The following is an 18,471-nucleotide window of genomic DNA, read 5'->3' on the forward strand; positions in this document are numbered from 1 at the left end:
CATGGTTGAAGCTCCGCGATTCCTAATTGGGCTTAGTCGCCTCGGAAGGCGCGCTTCACACGGTCAAAAAAAGATTGCTCATTCTCATGTGTCTGCTCTCCACTAAGCGAAGAGAACTGACGCAGCAAATCCTTTTGTTCCTCACTCAGTTTACTAGGCGTTACCACAACGACCTTAATATGCTGGTCACCCTGACCTACGCCGCGCAGTTTTGGCACACCTTTTCCTTTAAGACGGAAGTAAGTACCTGTTTGTGTACCTGCTGGAACTTTCAGCTTCACTTTCTCGGTCAACGTTGGAATCTCGACTTCATCTCCCAATGCTGCCTGTGAGAACGTCAGCGGAATTTCACAGTAGATATCGTCTCCCTCACGCTCAAAGAAGTCGTGCGATTTCACACGGAACACGACGTACAAGTCACCTGCCGGTCCTCCGTTGACACCGCCTTCGCCTTCACCGTTAATACGCATTTGTGCGCCGTCATCCACACCCGCTGGAATGCGGATATGAATTTTACGTTGCTTGCGTACCCGACCCGAACCGCTACAAGTCGAGCATTTTTCTTTGATGATTTTACCGGAACCGCCGCAATTGGAGCAGGCGCGTCGATTAACCATACGACCAAACGGTGTATTCTGCACCACTTCTTCCTGCCCGCTACCGTGGCAGACGGAGCAGGTTTGTGGTTGAGTACCCGCTTTTGCTCCCGTACCGTGACACGTATCACATGTTTCCGTACGTTCAATATGAATGTCGGTTTCTTTACCGAATACCGCTTCCTTGAATTCAATCGTCATCGTATATTGAAGATCGTTCCCACGCTGCGGTGCATTCGGATCGCGTCGGCCGTTGCCGCCACCACCAAAGAACATATCAAAAATATCGCCAAACCCGCCACCGAAGTCGGCACCACCACCAAAGCCGCCTCCCATGCCCTGGTTCGGGTCTACATGACCATACTGGTCATATCTTGCCCGCTTCTGACCATCGCTGAGAACATCGTAAGCTTCTTTCACTTCTTTAAATTTAGTTTCCGCGTCCGCAGCCTTGTTCACGTCCGGATGATACTGACGCGCAAGCTTACGGTAAGCCTTTTTGACTTCTTCATCCGAAGCGCCCTTCGCGACGCCCAGCACCTCATAATAATCACGCTTATCAGCCAATGTTCCACCCCCATGCCTACAACGTGTCTGCACTACATATAAAAGGAAAGCCAAAGGCACGGGATGACCCGGCTTTGACCTTCCCATCATTTCAAGGCAGTACAACCCGTAATATGCTTATTTATCTTGGAAATAACTGTTACCCTTCGGCTAATTGTTATTTATCAAGGCAGCTACGCTGCAATTACTATTCAGTATATCATAACGCATCGGTGTACCGTAAAGCTACACTACCCGATTCGTAGCTTAGTCTTTCTTCTGATCTTCGTCAACAACTTCATAGTCCGCGTCAACTACATTGTCGCGACCTTTGCTGTCTGCTGCACCGTCTTGAGCTTGTTGAGCCTGTGCTTCTTGAGCAGCTTGCTCATACAGCTTCACAGACAATTGCTGAACGATTTCAGTCAGTTCTTCAGTAGCTTTTTTGATATCTTCCAGGTTGTCAGTTTCCAGCGTTTTTTGCAGATTTTCTTTAGCTGCATTTGCTTTTTCGACTTCGCCTGCGTCCGCTTTTTCGCCCAGATCTTTAATCGTTTTGTCTACAGAGTAGATCAGTTGATCCGCAGCGTTTTTCGCTTCTACCAAATCTTTGCGTTTTTTATCTTCTTCCGCATGCAACTCGGCATCCTTCATCATACGTTCTACTTCCTCGTCACTCAAGCCGCTGGAAGATGTGATCGTAATTTTCTGGCTTTTGCCTGTGCCTTTATCTGTAGCGGATACGTTCACGATACCGTTCGCATCCAGATCAAAGGTAACTTCGATTTGTGGTACACCACGTGGTGCTGGAGGGATATCTCCCAATTGGAAACGACCCAGTGTTTTGTTGCCTGCTGCCATTTCACGTTCACCTTGCAACACGTGAATTTCTACGCTAGGCTGATTGTCGGCATATGTCGAGAATACCTGCGATTTGCTCGTAGGGATCGTCGTGTTACGATCAATCATTTTAGTAAATACGCCGCCTGCAGTTTCAATACCGAGGGACAGTGGAGTTACGTCAAGGAGTACAACGTCTTTCACATCACCAGTCAGTACACCCGCTTGAACTGCCGCGCCCAAAGCTACCACTTCATCAGGATTTACGCCTTTGTGAGGCTCTTTACCTGTCAGCTTTTTGATTGCTTCTTGTACAGCCGGAATACGTGTGGAACCGCCGACCAGAACGATTTTGTCGATGTCGCTGGCACTCATGCCTGCATCTTTCATTGCTTGACGAGTAGGTCCCAAAGTACGTTCTACCAGACCTTCAGACAATTCTTCAAATTTCGCACGAGTCAGGTTCAACTCCAAATGCTGTGGAACGCCATCAGCTACTGTAATAAACGGCAAAGAAATCGTCGTTGTCAGTACGCCAGACAGTTCTTTCTTCGCTTTTTCCGCTGCATCTTTCAGACGTTGTACAGCAGCTTTATCTTTGCTCAGGTCAATGCCTTGATCTTTTTTGAACTCATTTACGAGGTAATCAATAATTACTTGGTCAAAGTCATCGCCACCCAGCTTGTTATCGCCGCTTGTTGCTTTAACTTCGAAGAAACCGTCGCCCAGTTCCAGAATGGATACGTCGAATGTACCGCCACCCAGGTCATACACGAGGATCGTTTGATCTTCAGATTTTTCCATACCGTATGCCAATGCAGCTGCTGTTGGCTCATTGACAATCCGCAGAACTTCCAGACCGGCAATTTTACCTGCATCCTTGGTTGCTTGACGTTGACCGTCATTGAAGTAAGCTGGAACAGTGATAACAGCTTGAGAAACGGTTTGTCCCAGGTAAGCTTCAGCATCGGATTTCAGCTTTTGCAAAATCATAGCGGAAATTTCCTGTGCGGAATATTCCTTGCCGTCAATGTTTTCTTTATGATTTGTACCCATGTGACGCTTGATGGACATAATTGTACGATCCGGGTTCGTAATTGCTTGGCGTTTTGCCGTTTCCCCTACAGTACGTTCTCCATCTTTTTTGAAACCAACAACGGAAGGGGTTGTGCGTGCGCCTTCCGGATTTGGAATAACGACCGCTTCGCCGCCCTCCATAACAGCCACACAAGAGTTGGTTGTACCTAAGTCAATACCGATTACTTTGCTCATCGGACAATTCCTCCTTCTGTATATACGAGGCCCGCAGGCCAGAATGGTTGAATCAAATTGATGCATTTCTAATGTATATTGAAAAAGTTACATGCTCACTTTTACCATCGCTGGACGAAGCACCTTGTCCTTCAGCATGTATCCTTTTTGTACCTCTTCAACGACGATGCCTTCCTCATGCTCTTCGCTCTCCACCTGCATAATAGCCTGATGGAAATCAGGATTAAACGGTTGTCCCACCGAATTCATGGCCGTTACACCCTCTGCCTGAAGCACACTCTCAAACTGGCGGAAAATCATTTCCACGCCTTTGCTGAATGACTCAGACTCCGCTCCTTGCGGTGCTGTTGCCAGCGCACGCTCGAAGTTATCCAAAACAGGCACCAACTCGGTAACCAGCTTCATAGATGCATATTTGGCAAGGTCTTCTTTTTCTTTCAGCGTACGACGGCGAAAATTATCAAAATCCGCCTGAGCACGTAAAAACCGTTGTTGATGCTCTTCCGCCTGAGCGCGAAGCTTAGTCAGCTCTGTTTCGCTTTCTTGGTCTTCCAGTGCTGCCGCTTCATTAACCGGCTCTTCCTGCTGGCTCGTTTCGGCGGCTTCCTCTGTGCTTACATTTTGTTGTTTTTCTTCTTGGAACGCTTGTTCTTCCTTCAAAATGTTTCACCTCCTTCAAGTCATAACTACCTTTACAAAAACACGCAACAATGCACCCGCGCAGGATACGACCGTATCCTGGCGCGGAACATGTAGGACCGCAACCTATGCGGTCTTGTTCTATTTAAACCGCTGCGTTAGCATTGCGGTCAAATCCTTAGACAGGATACCCAAAATATTAATAACTCTCGCATATTCCATCCGTGTCGGACCCAGTATGCCTATAGTGCCCAACGCTTCTCCGTCTACTGCATACGTAGCAGTAATCAGGCTGCAATTGGCAAACGCCTCATGGTCATTTTCAGTGCCGATCCGGACTTGAATTTCAGGTGCCCCGACAACTGGTGTCATTAGTTTAAGCAGCGTTGGTGTTTCCTCCAGCAGATCGAGAATATGTTTAACCTTCTCTACATCTTTAAATTCAGGTTGATTAAGCATGTTCGTCGCACCGCTCAAATACAAGCGCTGATCCGATTCATTATCCAGTGCTTTATCCAGCACCTTCATAGCGTCCTCAAAATGAGACACATGCTTCTCCATCTCCTGACCAAGTGCGGTGTAAAGGCGTGATTTAAGCTGATAAATCGGCACACCGACCAGCTTGCTGTTCAGTAAATTCACAACCTTTTCCATCTCGGAAATCGAAATTCCCGGTGGAATATCTACCGTTTTATTCTCCACCTGACCGGTATTGGTCACGATTATCGCCACAGCCGTCGTTTCGTTGAGCGGCAGCAGCTGAAAATGACGCAATGAAGTATGGAAAACCTCCGGCCCAAGCAGGATGGAAGTATAATTGGTCATATGGGACAAAATGCCTGACGCATGCTGGATCACTTGCTCCATTACATTCAGCTTTTCGGCGTAAAAGGCTTTCAGTTCCCGCATTTCCATAGGCTTCAGCGTATTCAGTGGCACCAGATGGTCCACATAATAACGATAGCCTTTATGAGACGGGATGCGTCCCGCAGAAGTATGGGGTTGCTCCAGATAGCCCTGTTCCTCCAAATCCGACATTTCATTACGGATCGTGGCCGGGCTGAATCCGACATCCTGCCTTTTGGATATGCTGCGGGAACCCACTGGCTCAGCCGAACGAATGTAGTCATCAATAATCGCATTCAGAATGAGTCTCTGACGTTCGGTTAACAAGCGAATCCCCCCTTGTTGTTTATCCATAATAGCACGATTGTTAAATGGAATCATTAGCACTCGTTCGCGATGAGTGCTAACCGATAATACAAAAATACCAAACCGACCTGATCATTGTCAAGTCAGATCAGTATTTTCAATAAACAAGATTTATCACACCAGTTTAGTTTACTGGAATGAATCCAGAACGTTTACACTTTTTCACGAAAAACCTCAATATCCAGCGTATAAAAACCGTATTTATGTATAGTGACACAGAAAATAGAAAAATTCGAGACTATGTCTCCATACCATTATAACTTCTTTGTCCTTGAGGAGGAATTAAATTTGAGAACTAATCGCCGCAACCTCTTATACGCATCGATTGCACTTTTACCTACAATTTGTATGTTTCAGATTTTAATTGAGTTGTTTCCGTATACAGGACTAGGAAGAATAGTTGCTTTGCCATTGGTTTTCATCCTGAATGCAGTCCTTATTATTTCTGTCATCCATTTAGTTCGTAAATTAAGCCCCCTGTGTTGTGCCTTAACCTTGGTTCCTACAATACTTTTAAGCATATGGAATACCATTTTGTTTTACCCTCAAGAATTCAGTCCAAGTATTCCCAAGCAAATAAAATACAGTATATCGGCAATACAACATTACGATGATTTAACACTAGCCGATTGGGAAGGATATACAAATAGTCCAAGCAGAAGCGGAGAGTCTGAAAGATATGTTGTCGCCTTGTATAAATATAAACACCGAGTTCCATTAGACGGCACTGCATACTTTTATAATGATACTGATTATGATAAGGACCATCCCATGAGAAGCCTGAATGGAATACCTTCCGAACTGGAGCCTCACCATCAATTCATTTGGTGGTTGCTCAAAACATATGAGAAATAAACCAGGATTAAACAATGTAGGCTGTATAATATACGCATGATTAGGTCCTGATGAAAAAAGAACTGACCTCATTATTGACAGGTCAGTTCAGTATTTTCAACACTGCGATTTCATCACAATTGTTTTGTTTACTACAGTGAATGCAGTCGGTCCATACCTTTTCAGGGAAAATCTCTTTGCTTACTACATCAAAACCGTTTTTTATAAAAAAGGAGACCTCGTAGGTCAATGCCATAATTTTAGGAATACGTTGCCGCCGTGCTTCTATAATAAGGCCCTCCACGAGCTTAGAGCCAATACCCATACCTTTGTGTCCTTCAGAGATGCCAAGGGAGCGAATCTCTACCAGATCGGCGCCCAATTTGCATAAAGAACCACAACCAACAACTTCGCCGTCCACCTCTGCAACAATAAACAGCTCCAGTTGGCGCGTAAGCACTTCCCTCGAACGTGGCAGCATAATCCCCCGCTCTGCATAGCCGCTAATCATTTGATATAAAGGCTCCACATCCTCAGGAACCGCACTTCTGCACAATACATCTTTACACACTGAAGCCATCTTGCTCTCCTCCTGCCGCTTGCCGCATATAATGAATAAATATACAACATAACGCATAGAATCGCAATACTCCATTTACCCTGCTGTGACAGAATGGTGTTATAAAATGATTGTCCCAGCTTACAAAGTTGAAACGTACTGTACTGAAGCCTACGACTTATGAATTTACCGTGATTGAACCGATGAACTCTGCAAATACATCATTTCCGAATAAAATGCCGCGTTCACTCAAACGATAACCGTCCTTAATTGATTCGATTAACCCCGCATTGAGCATTTTTCCGAGAGGAGCAGTAAACGTATCCTCCAATGCCTGACCGAATTGAGCTTCAAAGCGGGACTTGGAAACGCCCTCTAGCATTCTCAAACCGACCATAAGAAAATCCTCCATGGCTTCCGCCGCTGGCACCTCAAAGCTATCCAGACGCGGCAAACCATTACGACTAGCCTCCACATAAGGGTTAATGCCCTTAATGTTCATATGACGCTCTCTGCCAACATATCCATGTGCCCCAGCGCCAAGACCGTAATAGTCCTCATTTCGCCAATAGGTCATGTTGTGCTTGCTCCCCAAGCCCGGTTTTGCAAAATTACTAATCTCATACTGCTCATAGCCCGCTTCTTTCATGCGACGCATGAGGAGTAAATACATTTCCAGTTCATCATCCTCGTGTGGAAGCGGTAGCTGATTTTTCTGATACAGCGTGTGGAAGAGCGTGTTTTCTTCAACCTTCAAGCTGTAGATAGAGTAATGAGGAAGCTCCAGCTCTAGTGCTCTACTGACGCTTTCATGCAGCATGTCCACCGTTTGATTCGGCAAACCAAACATCAGGTCAATCGACAGGTTGTCCAAGCCGACCTTACGGGCGTTTTCCAAACTACGATATACGTCATCTGTACTGTGAATACGACCTATGCCTGTGAGTAGCTCATTCTGAAAAGCCTGTACACCAAAGCTGAGTCGATTGACGCCGCCTTCTTTCATCACAGAAAGTTTTTCAAAATCAGTGGTGCCTGGATTGGCTTCCATAGAAAACTCAATATCTTCCGCCCAATGTGGGAAATAGGTTCGGACACTCTTCAGAAAATATTCCATTTCCTTCGGGTTTAGGGTTGTTGGTGTTCCACCCCCGACAAAAATGGTTTTAATCTCTCCTGGCGGGTGAAGTTTGACTGTATGTTCCATCTCCCGTTCCAGTGCATACAGATATTCCATAACAGGTTGATCCTTGAGCACATAAGAGTTGAAATCACAGTAAAAGCATTTATTCGTGCAAAAAGGTATATGCAGGTAAACCGCTTGAGGCGCGGATGAATGTTCATGTTTTTGTATGGATGCGGTCATACCGATCCTCCTTGTCAATTCAGAGTGTGGTGATTGAAAAAATGGCGAAGAGGGGGGAGAACGCTCCGTGGATGGATCATTCTTCCGATCGCTGTTACCCCCGGATTTTTTCTTTGTAAATAAACTTAATAGGGTAAAATCCGGGGATAAAGGCGAACGCTAACGCTTCTTCAGAACGATTCCATCCACTCCGCTGCTGCCCACCACCATCGGTCATTTTTTTTGTGGTGTAGGTGTTGCAGTAAGAGTAAAGCAACTTTAGAAATACGCTAAAGATGCTGTTGTTATACTATTTTTGCAACTGAGATAACAAACACTCCATCTCTGGATAGCTTGCTCAAATAAATAACGTCCATTCTCCATGCACGGCAAATGCCCCATGAAAGAATGGACGAATACCGCTTGGAATCAAGCGGATCGTAATACCTTAGGGTACTCACAGAGTGATTGTACCTAAGCTACTACAGAATCATGCTATTGTTGCTTATGTGTATTCAATCCATATACACAATTGGGATGTATCGAATTCAATACGATGCTGCTGATTCAAGCAGCTTTACTCATCTATTTTCAGTACCGCCATAAATGCTTCCTGTGGTACTTCTACGTTACCAACCTGCTTCATACGCTTCTTGCCCTCTTTTTGCTTTTCAAGCAGCTTCCGTTTACGAGAAATATCGCCGCCGTAGCATTTGGCCAAGACGTTTTTACGCATCGCCTTAACGGTTTCACGCGCCACAACCTTTGTTCCCACAGATGCCTGGATCGGCACCTCGAACATTTGACGCGGGATTAGCTCGCGCAGCTTCTCACAGATAATACGTCCGCGATGATAAGCCCGATCTCTATGCACGATGAACGACAGCGCATCGACCTGCTCGCCATTCAACAAAATATCCATTTTCACCAGGTTGGACTGGCGATAGCCTGAAATCTCATAATCAAAGGAAGCATAGCCTTTGGTACTTGATTTAAGCTGATCGAAGAAATCATATACGATTTCGGACAGCGGAATCTGATACGTAATGGTTACCCGCGTCGTATCCAGGTACTCCATATTTACGTACTCACCACGCTTAGTTTGGCAAAGTTCCATCACCGTACCTACGTAATCATTAGGGACGATAATACCTGCTTTTACATAAGGCTCTTCCACATGTTCAATCCGTCCGATTTCCGGATAATTCGATGGGTTGTCGATCTGGATCGTTTCCCCATTCGTCAACTTTATGCGGTAAATAACGCTTGGTGCCGTGGTAATCAGCGGAATATTAAATTCACGTTCGATCCGTTCCTGAATAACGTCCATATGAAGCAGACCAAGGAATCCGCAACGGAAGCCAAAGCCCAACGCGCTTGATGTTTCCGGCTCAAAACTGAGCGAAGCATCGTTCAGCTGTAGCTTCTCAAGCGCCTCACGCAGATCGTTATACTCCGATGTTTCGATTGGATACAGACCGCAATATACCATCGGATTTATTTTGCGATAACCTGGCATCGGTTCTAATGTTGGATTTTTTGCGTCTGTCACGGTATCCCCGACACGCGTATCGCCCACATGCTTAATTCCGGCAACGATAAAGCCAACATCACCGATGTTCAGCTCGTCCACGATATTCATACGTGGCATAAAAGCACCAACTTCAATAACCTCAAACGTTTTGTCAGTCGCCATCATCTTAATTTTCGAACCGGCTCGGATACTACCATCCACGACGCGAACATATACGATAACGCCTTTATAAGGATCATAGTGCGAATCGAAAATGAGTGCCTTGAGCGGATTATCCGGATTACCTTGCGGAGCAGGTACACTTCTGACCACCTGCTCCAAAATTTCCTTGATACCGATTCCAGCTTTGGCTGAGGCATGTACGGTCTCGCTCGTATCCAAGCCGATAACATCCTCGATTTCCTGCTTTACCCGTTCAGGATCAGCACTTGGCAAATCAATCTTGTTAAGCACCGGCAAAATCTCCAGATTGTTGTCCAACGCCAAATATACGTTAGCCAACGTCTGTGCCTCGATTCCCTGCGCGGCGTCTACTACCAGCAAAGCACCTTCACAGGCTGCCAAACTACGGGATACCTCATACGTAAAATCGACGTGTCCCGGTGTATCAATCAAATTCAAAATGTACTCTTCGCCGTCATCGGCCTTATAAGTAAGTCGCACTGCCTGGAGCTTAATCGTAATTCCGCGCTCCCGTTCCAGCTCCATCTGGTCAAGCACTTGCTCCTGCATTTCACGGGAAGTGAGTGCACCGGTATATTCTAAAATCCGGTCAGCCAGCGTGGATTTACCATGGTCTATATGTGCAATGATACTAAAGTTCCGAATTTTACGTTGTCTTGCCAAAATGTCAGTCATGCCTTACCCCCACACAATGCCTAGTGTCAATCAGCTTATTATAGCAGTTGTAAGGGGGGTCAGCAATATTTCTATTCTGTTACTCCATCAAATACAGATACGACCCATCGAATACCCTGTCTCGACAGGTTTTGAAGTAGCCCGGCTGTTTTGTCCGCCATGGTATCCACCGAGGCTTGCTGTCCCTTGACGGCTAGCAGTTCACGCGGCGTCTCCGGGTCCTGAGTATTGACATGCTGCGCAGTCGTCGAATACCACCTGGATGCCCCGAGCTCTGGCTGTTCCTCATTTTCTTCTCTTCCACTAGCTTCATTTATACCCGCTTCCGTTTTCGGCTCAACCTTAACATTCCTACTCGTGCTATACGTACCGCTATATGCACGAACGTTAGCTGCGGGTGTATCCTCAATAACCGTCTGTTCATATCCGACTTTCTGTTGATTTACCGATTGAATCGTATCCCCGTTCCATTCCGGTCCATACACTGAACGCAGGCCTGATCCTGCCAGTTGCATACCGAGTAAAATGCCTGCCCCCATGAGCAGTACAAATCCAAGTGCTTTCTTGCGAAAATGTCCAGACATTACGTTTCCCCCTTACCGATACCTCATTTAATTGCCGCTGCTGCTCTTTTTTGTATCCGATACGTTAGTGCCCGCTTTCTGAGCTTTCTGATCCTCCCAATACACTTCACCGATCATGTCCGCCAAAACGTCCGAGGTGCGCTTCAACTCCTCCTCGGTGTTGTCAATACCCCCGATTTCAATTAATATGCTATGCGAAGACAAGCTTTGATTGTACTCACCGTTGTTGCCTTTGCCACCATCTTTCCCCCATATACCACGTGATACGCCGTGATACGATTTTTCCAGCTTTTCATGAATACGAGCGGCAAAAGCTTCATTTTCTCGCCAATTTTTGTTGTCATGTCCGATAATAAAATACACCTTGGCATAAGAAAGCCCATTAATGGTTGCTGTTGTTTTTCCGTGACGTTGTGAATCCCGATGGATATCAAGCAAATAAGTTAAACCTTTATTTCCTGCTAAAGCTTCCTTGACTGTTTCGCGTGAATATTTATAGGAATAGTTCCAATTATAATTTTGAACTGTAGTTGCATAATCCTTGTTTACATGCAGTGTGGATATCCCTTGCTTTTCTAGTCTCTTCTTTACAAAGTCCCCTACCCTTGACACATTCGCCGATTTAGAACCTGAATTGGGATTGGAACTAGTTTTGCTGAGTAGTGGGTTATATGCTTCTCTGGGATGAGAATGGTAGATTAATATACGCTTGTCTCCTTTGGCTGTATCACCTGGATGATCCTCACGTACCGGGTCTGTTTCCGGTGTTGTCGGAATATCCGGCGTAGTAGTCGGTGGGTTCTCAGATGCATCTGGGCCACCAGGGGCATCCGTCGTTCCCTGATCGGGCTGATAATCCGTAGGACCCTCTACCTTGATGTTCCCCGAACCCTTGCGTAGCAAGACAGGAGCTCCCGCAGACATGCCAGGAATTTCACGAGAAATGAGACTTTTGGGATCCTGCGGATTAATACCTGTAAGCATCTGAAAAACAAAAGGCGACCATTGTTCACCCGACAACGAAGATTGCTGCTTCTTTTGTGCCAAATGAGGTACTTCCATACCTAGCATATCCGCGAAAAAACCACTGGACACCGAACCTGCCAATCCTTTCATGGAAGAAACAGGAGAGGTTTGTAAACGATTTTCTGCCAATCCCCCTAGCCCCAAAACGACAAATAAAAGCGCCGAGCCCATGATCAGCAGCACAAGCGTATGTCCCATCGCCAAAATTTCGATACCTTTTCTTCTCCATCTTCCGACGTTCCAGGTCTGAATTTTTTTCATGTGAGCCTTGTCCTCCTTCGTCCCGTCGAAACCCGCTTTATATTCGGAACATAGGGTTCCTATCTGGTGCGGAAATCTCTTATACTTCAACTCTATGAACGGAGAACAATTACTAGAACACAAAAAATCTCTACTACAGGTATACACCTCCCTTTTTAAAGAGATTAGATTCCTGTTAAATAGAGACTTTTGTGTATGAAATACGATTTTATCAACCTTGATTAATGCGTATATGCGGCGACATTGCCAGGATCAACAGCTTCGTGCAGAGCAGCGTTCAATCCAGTAGCAATGATGTTCGCGATATCTTCAATAAATTCATCGATTTCTTTGGGAGTCACAATCAGATCATGTCCCAGCGGTTGCAGTACCTCTCTCACCAGTCCAAGTCTCTCAGGTTCTGAAATATCGTCCAACATCCCAAGGATTGCTTTTGTAGAAGCCTTTTCTTTGGTAAAATGTGTTTTCATTAGTTCAATTACGTTATTGACAATGGTCGAAGCGTAGCATACCGTTGGCACGCCGATAGCGATACACGGAACACCCATAATATCCTTGGTGATACCGCGCCGCTTGTTGCCAATACCTGAACCCGGATGTATCCCGATATCGGCCACCTGAATGGTCGTGTTGACGCGCTCCAGTGAACGTGACGCCAGCGCGTCAATGGCAATTATCAGTTCTGGCTTTGTGCGATCCACGATGCCTTGAACGATTTCACTCGACTCGATCCCCGTAATACCCAGGACGCCCGGTGCAATTGCACTCACATCCCGATAGCCTGGGTTGATTTGATCAGGTGTCAGTTCAAAAAATTGACGAGTCACCATCAAATTTTCAACGACAAGCGGACCCAGCGAATCGGGAGTGACGTTCCAGTTGCCCAGACCTACCACCAGTACCTTTGCCGTATTAGAGATTCCTATTTTTTGAATAAAGTGTTCCATTTCTTTTGCAAATGCAATAGCTACACGTTGCTGGAGCCCCGTATCGCCTTCACGTAAGCCGGGTACTTCCAGCGTGACGTAATGCCCTTGTACCCGCCCAATACGGTTGGCTCCTTCTTCATTCAGTACATCCAGTCGTGTGATTTTGATTCCGTTATCTTCCTCCACATTCTCATTTATGCCCGCCAGGGGTACAGGCTGATCCCGTTCGGCCAGTTCCCTTGCTTCTAATGCCAAATCCGTGCGTACCGCATACTTCTGCAAATCCAGATCCATCTTTTAAGCCTCCTTGGATACCATCTTTGACTATAGTGTGCGAGACACCCAACAGGTTTATGCACATCCATTTTCATCCTGTAATTCGCATCGCCTCAGAATGTTTTCTTATTGCAATTTGAGGTGTGGCATGCTAAAATATTTTAAGTTGTGAAACGTTTGTGTTCATAAGTAATGCCTTTACAGGAGGTGAATGTAATGCCAAACATCAAATCCGCTATCAAACGCGTTAAAACTAGCGACAAACGCCGTGCGTTGAACGCTTCCCAAAAATCCGCGCTTCGTACAGCAGTAAAAGCTGCCGATACAGCGTTGGTAGGTAACGAAGCTGAAACTGCTGCTGCTGCTTTCAAAGTAGCTTCCCAAAAGCTGGACAAGGCTGTAACTAAAGGTCTGATCCACAAAAATGCAGCTGCTCGCAAGAAATCCCGCTTGGCGAAAAAACTTAACGCTCTTACAGCTCAAGCGTAAGCAAGAGCTACTTTCATACGTTAATGAAAAAAACCTGATCAGCCTTGGCTGATCAGGTTTTTTTAGTTTATACCTTTTATTGATTTCTAGAGTCAGCTTTCCATGCTACATTAGCTGACTCTATAACAGCACATGGGGGGAATTAGATTGAAGCCCCCGCACCCATTTTCATCAAAAATAGTTCCAGTCCCAGTACCTTGTCAACGACACCTGTTTTCATATGATAATCCAACTCGCCCAATTCGTAGAGAAGCTGACGCAGCTGCTCAGGGCGGAACCTCCGCGCTTGGTCCCCTGCAACTTTCACCCCATAAGGATGCAAACTAAGCTGACTCGCAATTTGTTGCTGGGAATAGCTTTGACCTGCCAGCTCTTTGACCTGCAACATAATACGGAACTGGCGCGTGATCAAAGCCGCAATCTTGATCGGCTCCTCTTTTTGCTTAAGCAACTCATAGAAAATACTGAGCGCCTTATCCAGCCGCAAATTAGCCAGATCCTCAACCATCGCAAATACGTTTTGCTCTGTGTTACGAGGCACCAGGGATTCTATATCAGCAGATGAGATCGTTCCCTGTGCTCCTGCGTACAAGCAGAGCTTATCTATCTCGGCAGCCAAGGATTGCAGCCCGGTACCTGTGAATTGAATGAGGCTTTCAGCAGCTCCTGTAGCCAATTGCACTTCTCTTTCTCCTGCACGCTTATGAATCCAAGCCACAAGATCATCTCCACCCATTGGAGCAAAAGCAATAACCGAAGCATCACTTTTCAGTTTTTTGACAATCTTTTTCCGTTCATCCAACTTTTCAGCCTGAACCGTAAAAACGATGACGCTATAGTCAGTCGGGTTATCCATGTAAGTCAACAGCGTCTCAAGCCGGTGATCTATCTTACCGCTATCTTTGCCTGCTGCAAATACACTGGTATCCCGTACAATAATCAGCTTCTTTGGTACCAAAAAAGGCGCTGTTTCCGCCTCCTCCACGACCACCTCAATTGGCGTTTCGGTTAAATCATAAGGAATGATGGCAAAGTCACGATGCTCCTCTTCCACCACTTTCTCTTTAAGCATCTCAACAAACTGCTTCATTTGATATTTTTCACTGCCGTATAGCAAATACACTGGCGAGATGTCGCCTTTGCGAATAGCCTTAGAGGCTGTTTTTACATCCATTTTCCGTTCCCCCCACCCACTGATCGTACCCGACATCCGACCGGAAGGCAAGTCATGATGCAAACGAAGGGACCCTGCCTATAGGCAGGGTCCCTTCACCACCATCTATATCAACACGGCAGCAGAAAGCTCTAGAAACTTTCGGCCGTCGGGATACGACGTCGGTTCATATAGTTTATTCTCTGTTTTTAAAAGTGTGTCAGCTTACGGAAACTATTTTCCAGTGCTGCGCGGGACGGTGTACGTATATTTACTTGCTGTCCCATCCTGCTCCGTCTCATACATAAAGGTCTGGCTGTCTTCTGACCAGCTTCCTTTGACCCAGGCACCTTTTAAAGTACGGACTTCCAGGGTTGTTCGGTCTACACCGTTATCAGAAAGCTTATACACTTTCAGCTTTTTGCCCTCAATAGCCACCGCATAGCTACCATCAGGCGAGTTGAGCTGATCTGTAGATGCGGATTGGGCACTATAGCTGGAAGCATTATCGTTGTCTGGAGAGACCGGTGAATTAGATACAAAGCCTTCTTTACGAACTGGGTCTTGTGACACGGAAGATTGCTGATCGTTAGAGGCTGCATTGCTGCTATCCGTTCCCAAGGCATTCCCCGAATCCTTAGTGATGCTTTTGGAAGTCGTGTCTTTCGACGTTTCGTTTGACGCAATCCGCTCCTGCACCTTCAATTCCTGACTAAGAGACGAAGATGAATCATTCGTACTCGTGCTATCGTTATTACTGTCCTGAGCGGTACTCGTACCCGCTAGGGGCGCTTTTTCCATTTTCGGCTCCAACTGTTCATCAGGAGCAATCGTGGGTTGATCAGATTTTTCCTGACTTAACTGTTTGTCCTCAGATTTAGAAGCATCTGCAGCAGACGGATTTTCCTTTGCCACCTGACGATCCGTACGTAGCTGTCCCTGCCCTTCATCCTGACGAGAAGAATGTTCAGCTGGTGTAGACTTCGTCGAATCTTCCTCCCCAGCTCGCTGATCGTCACGTTTCCCAGCATCCCGTTTGGAAGAGTTCTTTTCATCGTCTGCATTGGTTGCACCTTGTTTGCTCAGGTCAGGTTCTTTATCCGCAGGTGGCTGAGATGCATCCGTTCCTTGCCCCTGCTCTGACAGCTGCTGTGTAGAATCCGAACCAATGGCTGCATCACGGCCTCCACTGCCATTGGCTGTATCTGTAATTTCAGTCTGATTCTGCGGATTCGTCACTTCGGGCGACTGGGTTGTAAGTATGCCTTCCGCATCCTGCACTGTTTTAGGCTCGAAGTTAAATACTACAATCCCCAGTACAACAGCAGCGGCAGCCACGCCCATAGCAGCGCGCCCAGCCATTCGATTCCACCAAGGTGTAGGCTGGGTACGCTGTCTAGGCACTGGTCCAGGCTCTACAGCCACAGGCTGCATTTCCTGAAGCGCACTTCCCTGCTCTTCACGTGCGCGGTCAATGGCATCAAGCTGAGGCATGATGGAATCCACCAGGCTGAACGCCGGGGAAACCGCAGGCAATTCCTCCAGCTCGCGAGAGAGTGTCTGAAGAATAAGAAATTTTTCCGCACAGTCCGGGCAAGTCGCAATATGGTTCATTAATTGGGACGTTTCTTCTTCGCCCAGCTCATGATCCACATAACGCTGCATCCAATCCATCACCTCTTCCCCACACTTCATCCTGATACACCACCTTTCTGATATTCCTGAAGTAGCCCTTGCAATTGCTGTCTTGCACGATATAAGTATGACTTGACCGTATTTAGCGGCAAATCCAGAGAATCTGCAATCTCGTTATAGGAAAAATCCTGCAGATATCTTAAGACAATTACCGTCCGGTGGTGCTCCGGAAGTTGTTGTATAGCCTCACGAACATCCTGTGCCATATAAGAGGTCAACACCTCGACCTCCACGTTTTGGGGATCGTTGAATATCATGTCGTGCTCGTCAATGGAAACCGAGGGTTTCGTTCTTCTGAATTTGTCGATGCATATATTCGTTACAATACGTTGGACCCAAGTTTTAAACTGCGCTTTTTCCTCATAAGAGTTAATTTTGGAATAGATCCGTATGAGGGCTTCTTGTGAAGCATCCATGGCGTCCTGCTCATTGTTTAGAATGTAATATGCCGTACGGTACACATGCTGTTCTATCTCTCTTAATAGGGTAATGAGAGCGTCGCGATCGCCCGATTGAGCGGCTCGAATGAGTCCCTGCTCTACCACAAAGGATCCCCCTCTCCCTGCAATATTACAGACGTATCCATTTTGCAAATTGTTGCAGGATAGACGTCTGACACTAATTTTATTTTTTTAACAAAAAAAATTATACCAAAAAGCCCAGAATCCCCAGCATATCCTCCCTTAGAATAACAGAAAAAGGGAAGGTAGTCACCTTCCCTTAGCTCCTACATACATCTAAATGCTAGCCTATCGAGCTGCAAGATCATATTGTTACTTCTTGAAAACCAAAAAATCCGATATGAGTTCTAATTGATAAGTCAGAGCAATCGGATCTTGAAAATAAAAATCGTCGATTGAGTATTGATATACTTTACCTAATTTAACGGCAGAAAGGTTCTTCCACACACTTTTAGATAAAATATCTTTTCCTTGGTCTGCTCCGTCGCCTCGAATACCCAACATTAAATAATCGGCATCGCCAGCATCTCCGGTAAAGCCTCTATTGAAATGCTGGCCCATCCCTTCTCGAACGCTGCCTTTTCTACCTTCTCAGGAGCATGAAGTCCCAGCTCATCATAAAGTATGGCTCCTCCACGCCCATAAGATTTTCCATATAGATATAATTCTTTTCCTGTAATCTCGAAAATAGCAATTTTTTTACCTGAATCAATAACATCAGACAAAGCCTGTTTCTTCTCAGCAATCTTGGTTGCAAAATCAGCCAGGCAATTCTTCGCTTCCTGCTCCTTGTTCAATACTTTGCCCAGCTCCATCAGACGGTCCTTATATTGATATTTACCATATGGGATAAACACTGTAGGTGCTATTTTTCAGATTTTCATATGCTTTCTCATCATAGGTAATGATCAGATCCGGTTTCAGAGTGATCACCTTTTCAAGGGACAATGCGGAACTGTCACCGATATTTGCAACACCATTCAAATATTTTTTATAATATGGAGCATCAAATACGGTGTCTGGAGCCCCTACAGGTGTAATACCAAGTGCTAGCACATCACCTACATAATCACCGACTGCCACTACGACACGCTGGGGATGCTCAGGAAGAGTAATTCTACCTTTATCACTTTCATATGTACGCGTGGCAGCTTTATATCCAGTTGATGTGGTCTTGGAAGCAGTCGATTGACCGCTTTCTGTTACAGTCCCACCCCCACTTGTAGCGCATGCGCTCAATACCAGCATTAACGAAATGATGAACAAACAAGCTGATGCTCTAAATTTAAAATAACTCACAATATCCCTCCCATTAATAATGATTCTCATTTTCATTACTCATATGATTCTATCAAAGCTTAC

At 45.8% G+C, this 18,471-nt stretch carries 17 protein-coding genes; 2 read left to right on the forward strand and 15 right to left on the reverse strand.

Translation table 11 applies throughout. The annotated features are described in order from the left end of the window. Window positions 1-32: 32 nt before the first annotated feature. The 4 genes from dnaJ to hrcA all read right to left on the reverse strand — a co-directional run bounded on the left by dnaJ (window position 33) and on the right by hrcA (window position 5,066). Window positions 33-1,163: a molecular chaperone DnaJ gene (gene dnaJ / locus T3H97_RS17300; RefSeq protein WP_103049592.1), complete on the reverse strand. Its 1,131-nt coding sequence runs from the start codon at window positions 1,161-1,163 to the stop codon at window positions 33-35. 246 nt (window positions 1,164-1,409) lie between these two features. Beyond that, window positions 1,410-3,254 carry a molecular chaperone DnaK gene (gene dnaK / locus T3H97_RS17305; RefSeq protein ID WP_272638518.1) on the reverse strand — a complete coding sequence of 615 codons (1,845 nt, stop codon included), beginning with the start codon at window positions 3,252-3,254 and terminating at the stop codon, window positions 1,410-1,412. A gap of 87 nt (window positions 3,255-3,341) precedes the next feature. Beyond that, the gene (gene grpE, locus T3H97_RS17310) at window positions 3,342-3,914 is read right to left on the reverse strand and encodes a nucleotide exchange factor GrpE (protein WP_013311172.1); all 573 of its coding nucleotides are present in this window, start codon (window positions 3,912-3,914) and stop codon (window positions 3,342-3,344) included. Between the two features lie 120 nt (window positions 3,915-4,034). After that, window positions 4,035-5,066 carry a heat-inducible transcriptional repressor HrcA gene (hrcA, locus tag T3H97_RS17315; protein WP_029515358.1) on the reverse strand — a complete coding sequence of 344 codons (1,032 nt, stop codon included), beginning with the start codon at window positions 5,064-5,066 and terminating at the stop codon, window positions 4,035-4,037. 327 nt (window positions 5,067-5,393) lie between these two features. Between hrcA and T3H97_RS17320 the strand changes: the two genes are divergently transcribed. Further along, window positions 5,394-5,960 (forward strand): hypothetical protein, encoded by a 567-nt coding sequence (locus T3H97_RS17320; protein WP_328800377.1) that lies wholly within the window; start codon window positions 5,394-5,396, stop codon window positions 5,958-5,960. 82 nt (window positions 5,961-6,042) lie between these two features. On the opposite strand, the gene T3H97_RS17325 is transcribed toward T3H97_RS17320, so the two are convergent. From T3H97_RS17325 to gpr, 6 genes are all read right to left on the reverse strand, one after another. Continuing rightward, on the reverse strand, window positions 6,043-6,519 hold the full coding sequence (locus tag T3H97_RS17325; protein ID WP_328800378.1) for an N-acetyltransferase: 477 nt from the start codon (window positions 6,517-6,519) through the stop codon (window positions 6,043-6,045). A 157-nt stretch (window positions 6,520-6,676) separates the two neighbouring features. Continuing rightward, the gene (gene hemW, locus T3H97_RS17330; RefSeq protein WP_328800379.1) at window positions 6,677-7,864 is read right to left on the reverse strand and encodes a radical SAM family heme chaperone HemW; all 1,188 of its coding nucleotides are present in this window, start codon (window positions 7,862-7,864) and stop codon (window positions 6,677-6,679) included. A 556-nt stretch (window positions 7,865-8,420) separates the two neighbouring features. Beyond that, window positions 8,421-10,235, reverse strand: a complete 1,815-nt coding sequence (gene lepA, locus T3H97_RS17335; protein WP_029515362.1) for a translation elongation factor 4 — start codon at window positions 10,233-10,235, stop codon at window positions 8,421-8,423. 71 nt (window positions 10,236-10,306) lie between these two features. Next, complete coding sequence (locus T3H97_RS17340; protein ID WP_328800380.1) at window positions 10,307-10,819, reverse strand: hypothetical protein; 513 nt, start codon at window positions 10,817-10,819, stop codon at window positions 10,307-10,309. Between the two features lie 27 nt (window positions 10,820-10,846). Continuing rightward, entirely contained in the window at window positions 10,847-12,106 is a 1,260-nt protein-coding gene (locus T3H97_RS17345; protein WP_328800381.1) for a stage II sporulation protein P, read from the reverse strand. A gap of 221 nt (window positions 12,107-12,327) precedes the next feature. Continuing rightward, window positions 12,328-13,329, reverse strand: a complete 1,002-nt coding sequence (gpr, locus tag T3H97_RS17350; RefSeq protein WP_165148982.1) for a GPR endopeptidase — start codon at window positions 13,327-13,329, stop codon at window positions 12,328-12,330. A gap of 198 nt (window positions 13,330-13,527) precedes the next feature. On the opposite strand from gpr, the gene rpsT reads away from it, so the two are divergent. Continuing rightward, window positions 13,528-13,800, forward strand: a complete 273-nt coding sequence (gene rpsT, locus T3H97_RS17355; protein ID WP_013311181.1) for a 30S ribosomal protein S20 — start codon at window positions 13,528-13,530, stop codon at window positions 13,798-13,800. A gap of 142 nt (window positions 13,801-13,942) precedes the next feature. On the opposite strand, the gene holA is transcribed toward rpsT, so the two are convergent. The 5 genes from holA to T3H97_RS17380 form a co-directional block, all read right to left on the reverse strand. Next, window positions 13,943-14,974 carry a DNA polymerase III subunit delta gene (gene holA / locus T3H97_RS17360; RefSeq protein WP_328800382.1) on the reverse strand — a complete coding sequence of 344 codons (1,032 nt, stop codon included), beginning with the start codon at window positions 14,972-14,974 and terminating at the stop codon, window positions 13,943-13,945. 213 nt (window positions 14,975-15,187) lie between these two features. Further along, window positions 15,188-16,648: an anti-sigma factor family protein gene (locus tag T3H97_RS17365; RefSeq protein ID WP_328800383.1), complete on the reverse strand. Its 1,461-nt coding sequence runs from the start codon at window positions 16,646-16,648 to the stop codon at window positions 15,188-15,190. Continuing rightward, complete coding sequence (locus tag T3H97_RS17370; RefSeq protein ID WP_013311184.1) at window positions 16,645-17,193, reverse strand: RNA polymerase sigma factor; 549 nt, start codon at window positions 17,191-17,193, stop codon at window positions 16,645-16,647. The genes T3H97_RS17365 and T3H97_RS17370 overlap by 4 nt, the downstream gene beginning before the upstream one ends. A gap of 419 nt (window positions 17,194-17,612) precedes the next feature. Then, window positions 17,613-17,924 (reverse strand): TroA family protein, encoded by a 312-nt coding sequence (locus T3H97_RS17375; RefSeq protein WP_328800384.1) that lies wholly within the window; start codon window positions 17,922-17,924, stop codon window positions 17,613-17,615. Window positions 17,925-17,946: 22 nt separating this feature from the next. After that, window positions 17,947-18,408, reverse strand: a complete 462-nt coding sequence (locus T3H97_RS17380; protein ID WP_328800385.1) for a TroA family protein — start codon at window positions 18,406-18,408, stop codon at window positions 17,947-17,949. Window positions 18,409-18,471 lie beyond the last annotated feature (63 nt).

The organism is Paenibacillus sp. LX16 (genome assembly GCF_036252815.1).
Classification (GTDB): Bacteria; Bacillota; Bacilli; order Paenibacillales; family Paenibacillaceae; genus Paenibacillus; species Paenibacillus polymyxa_B.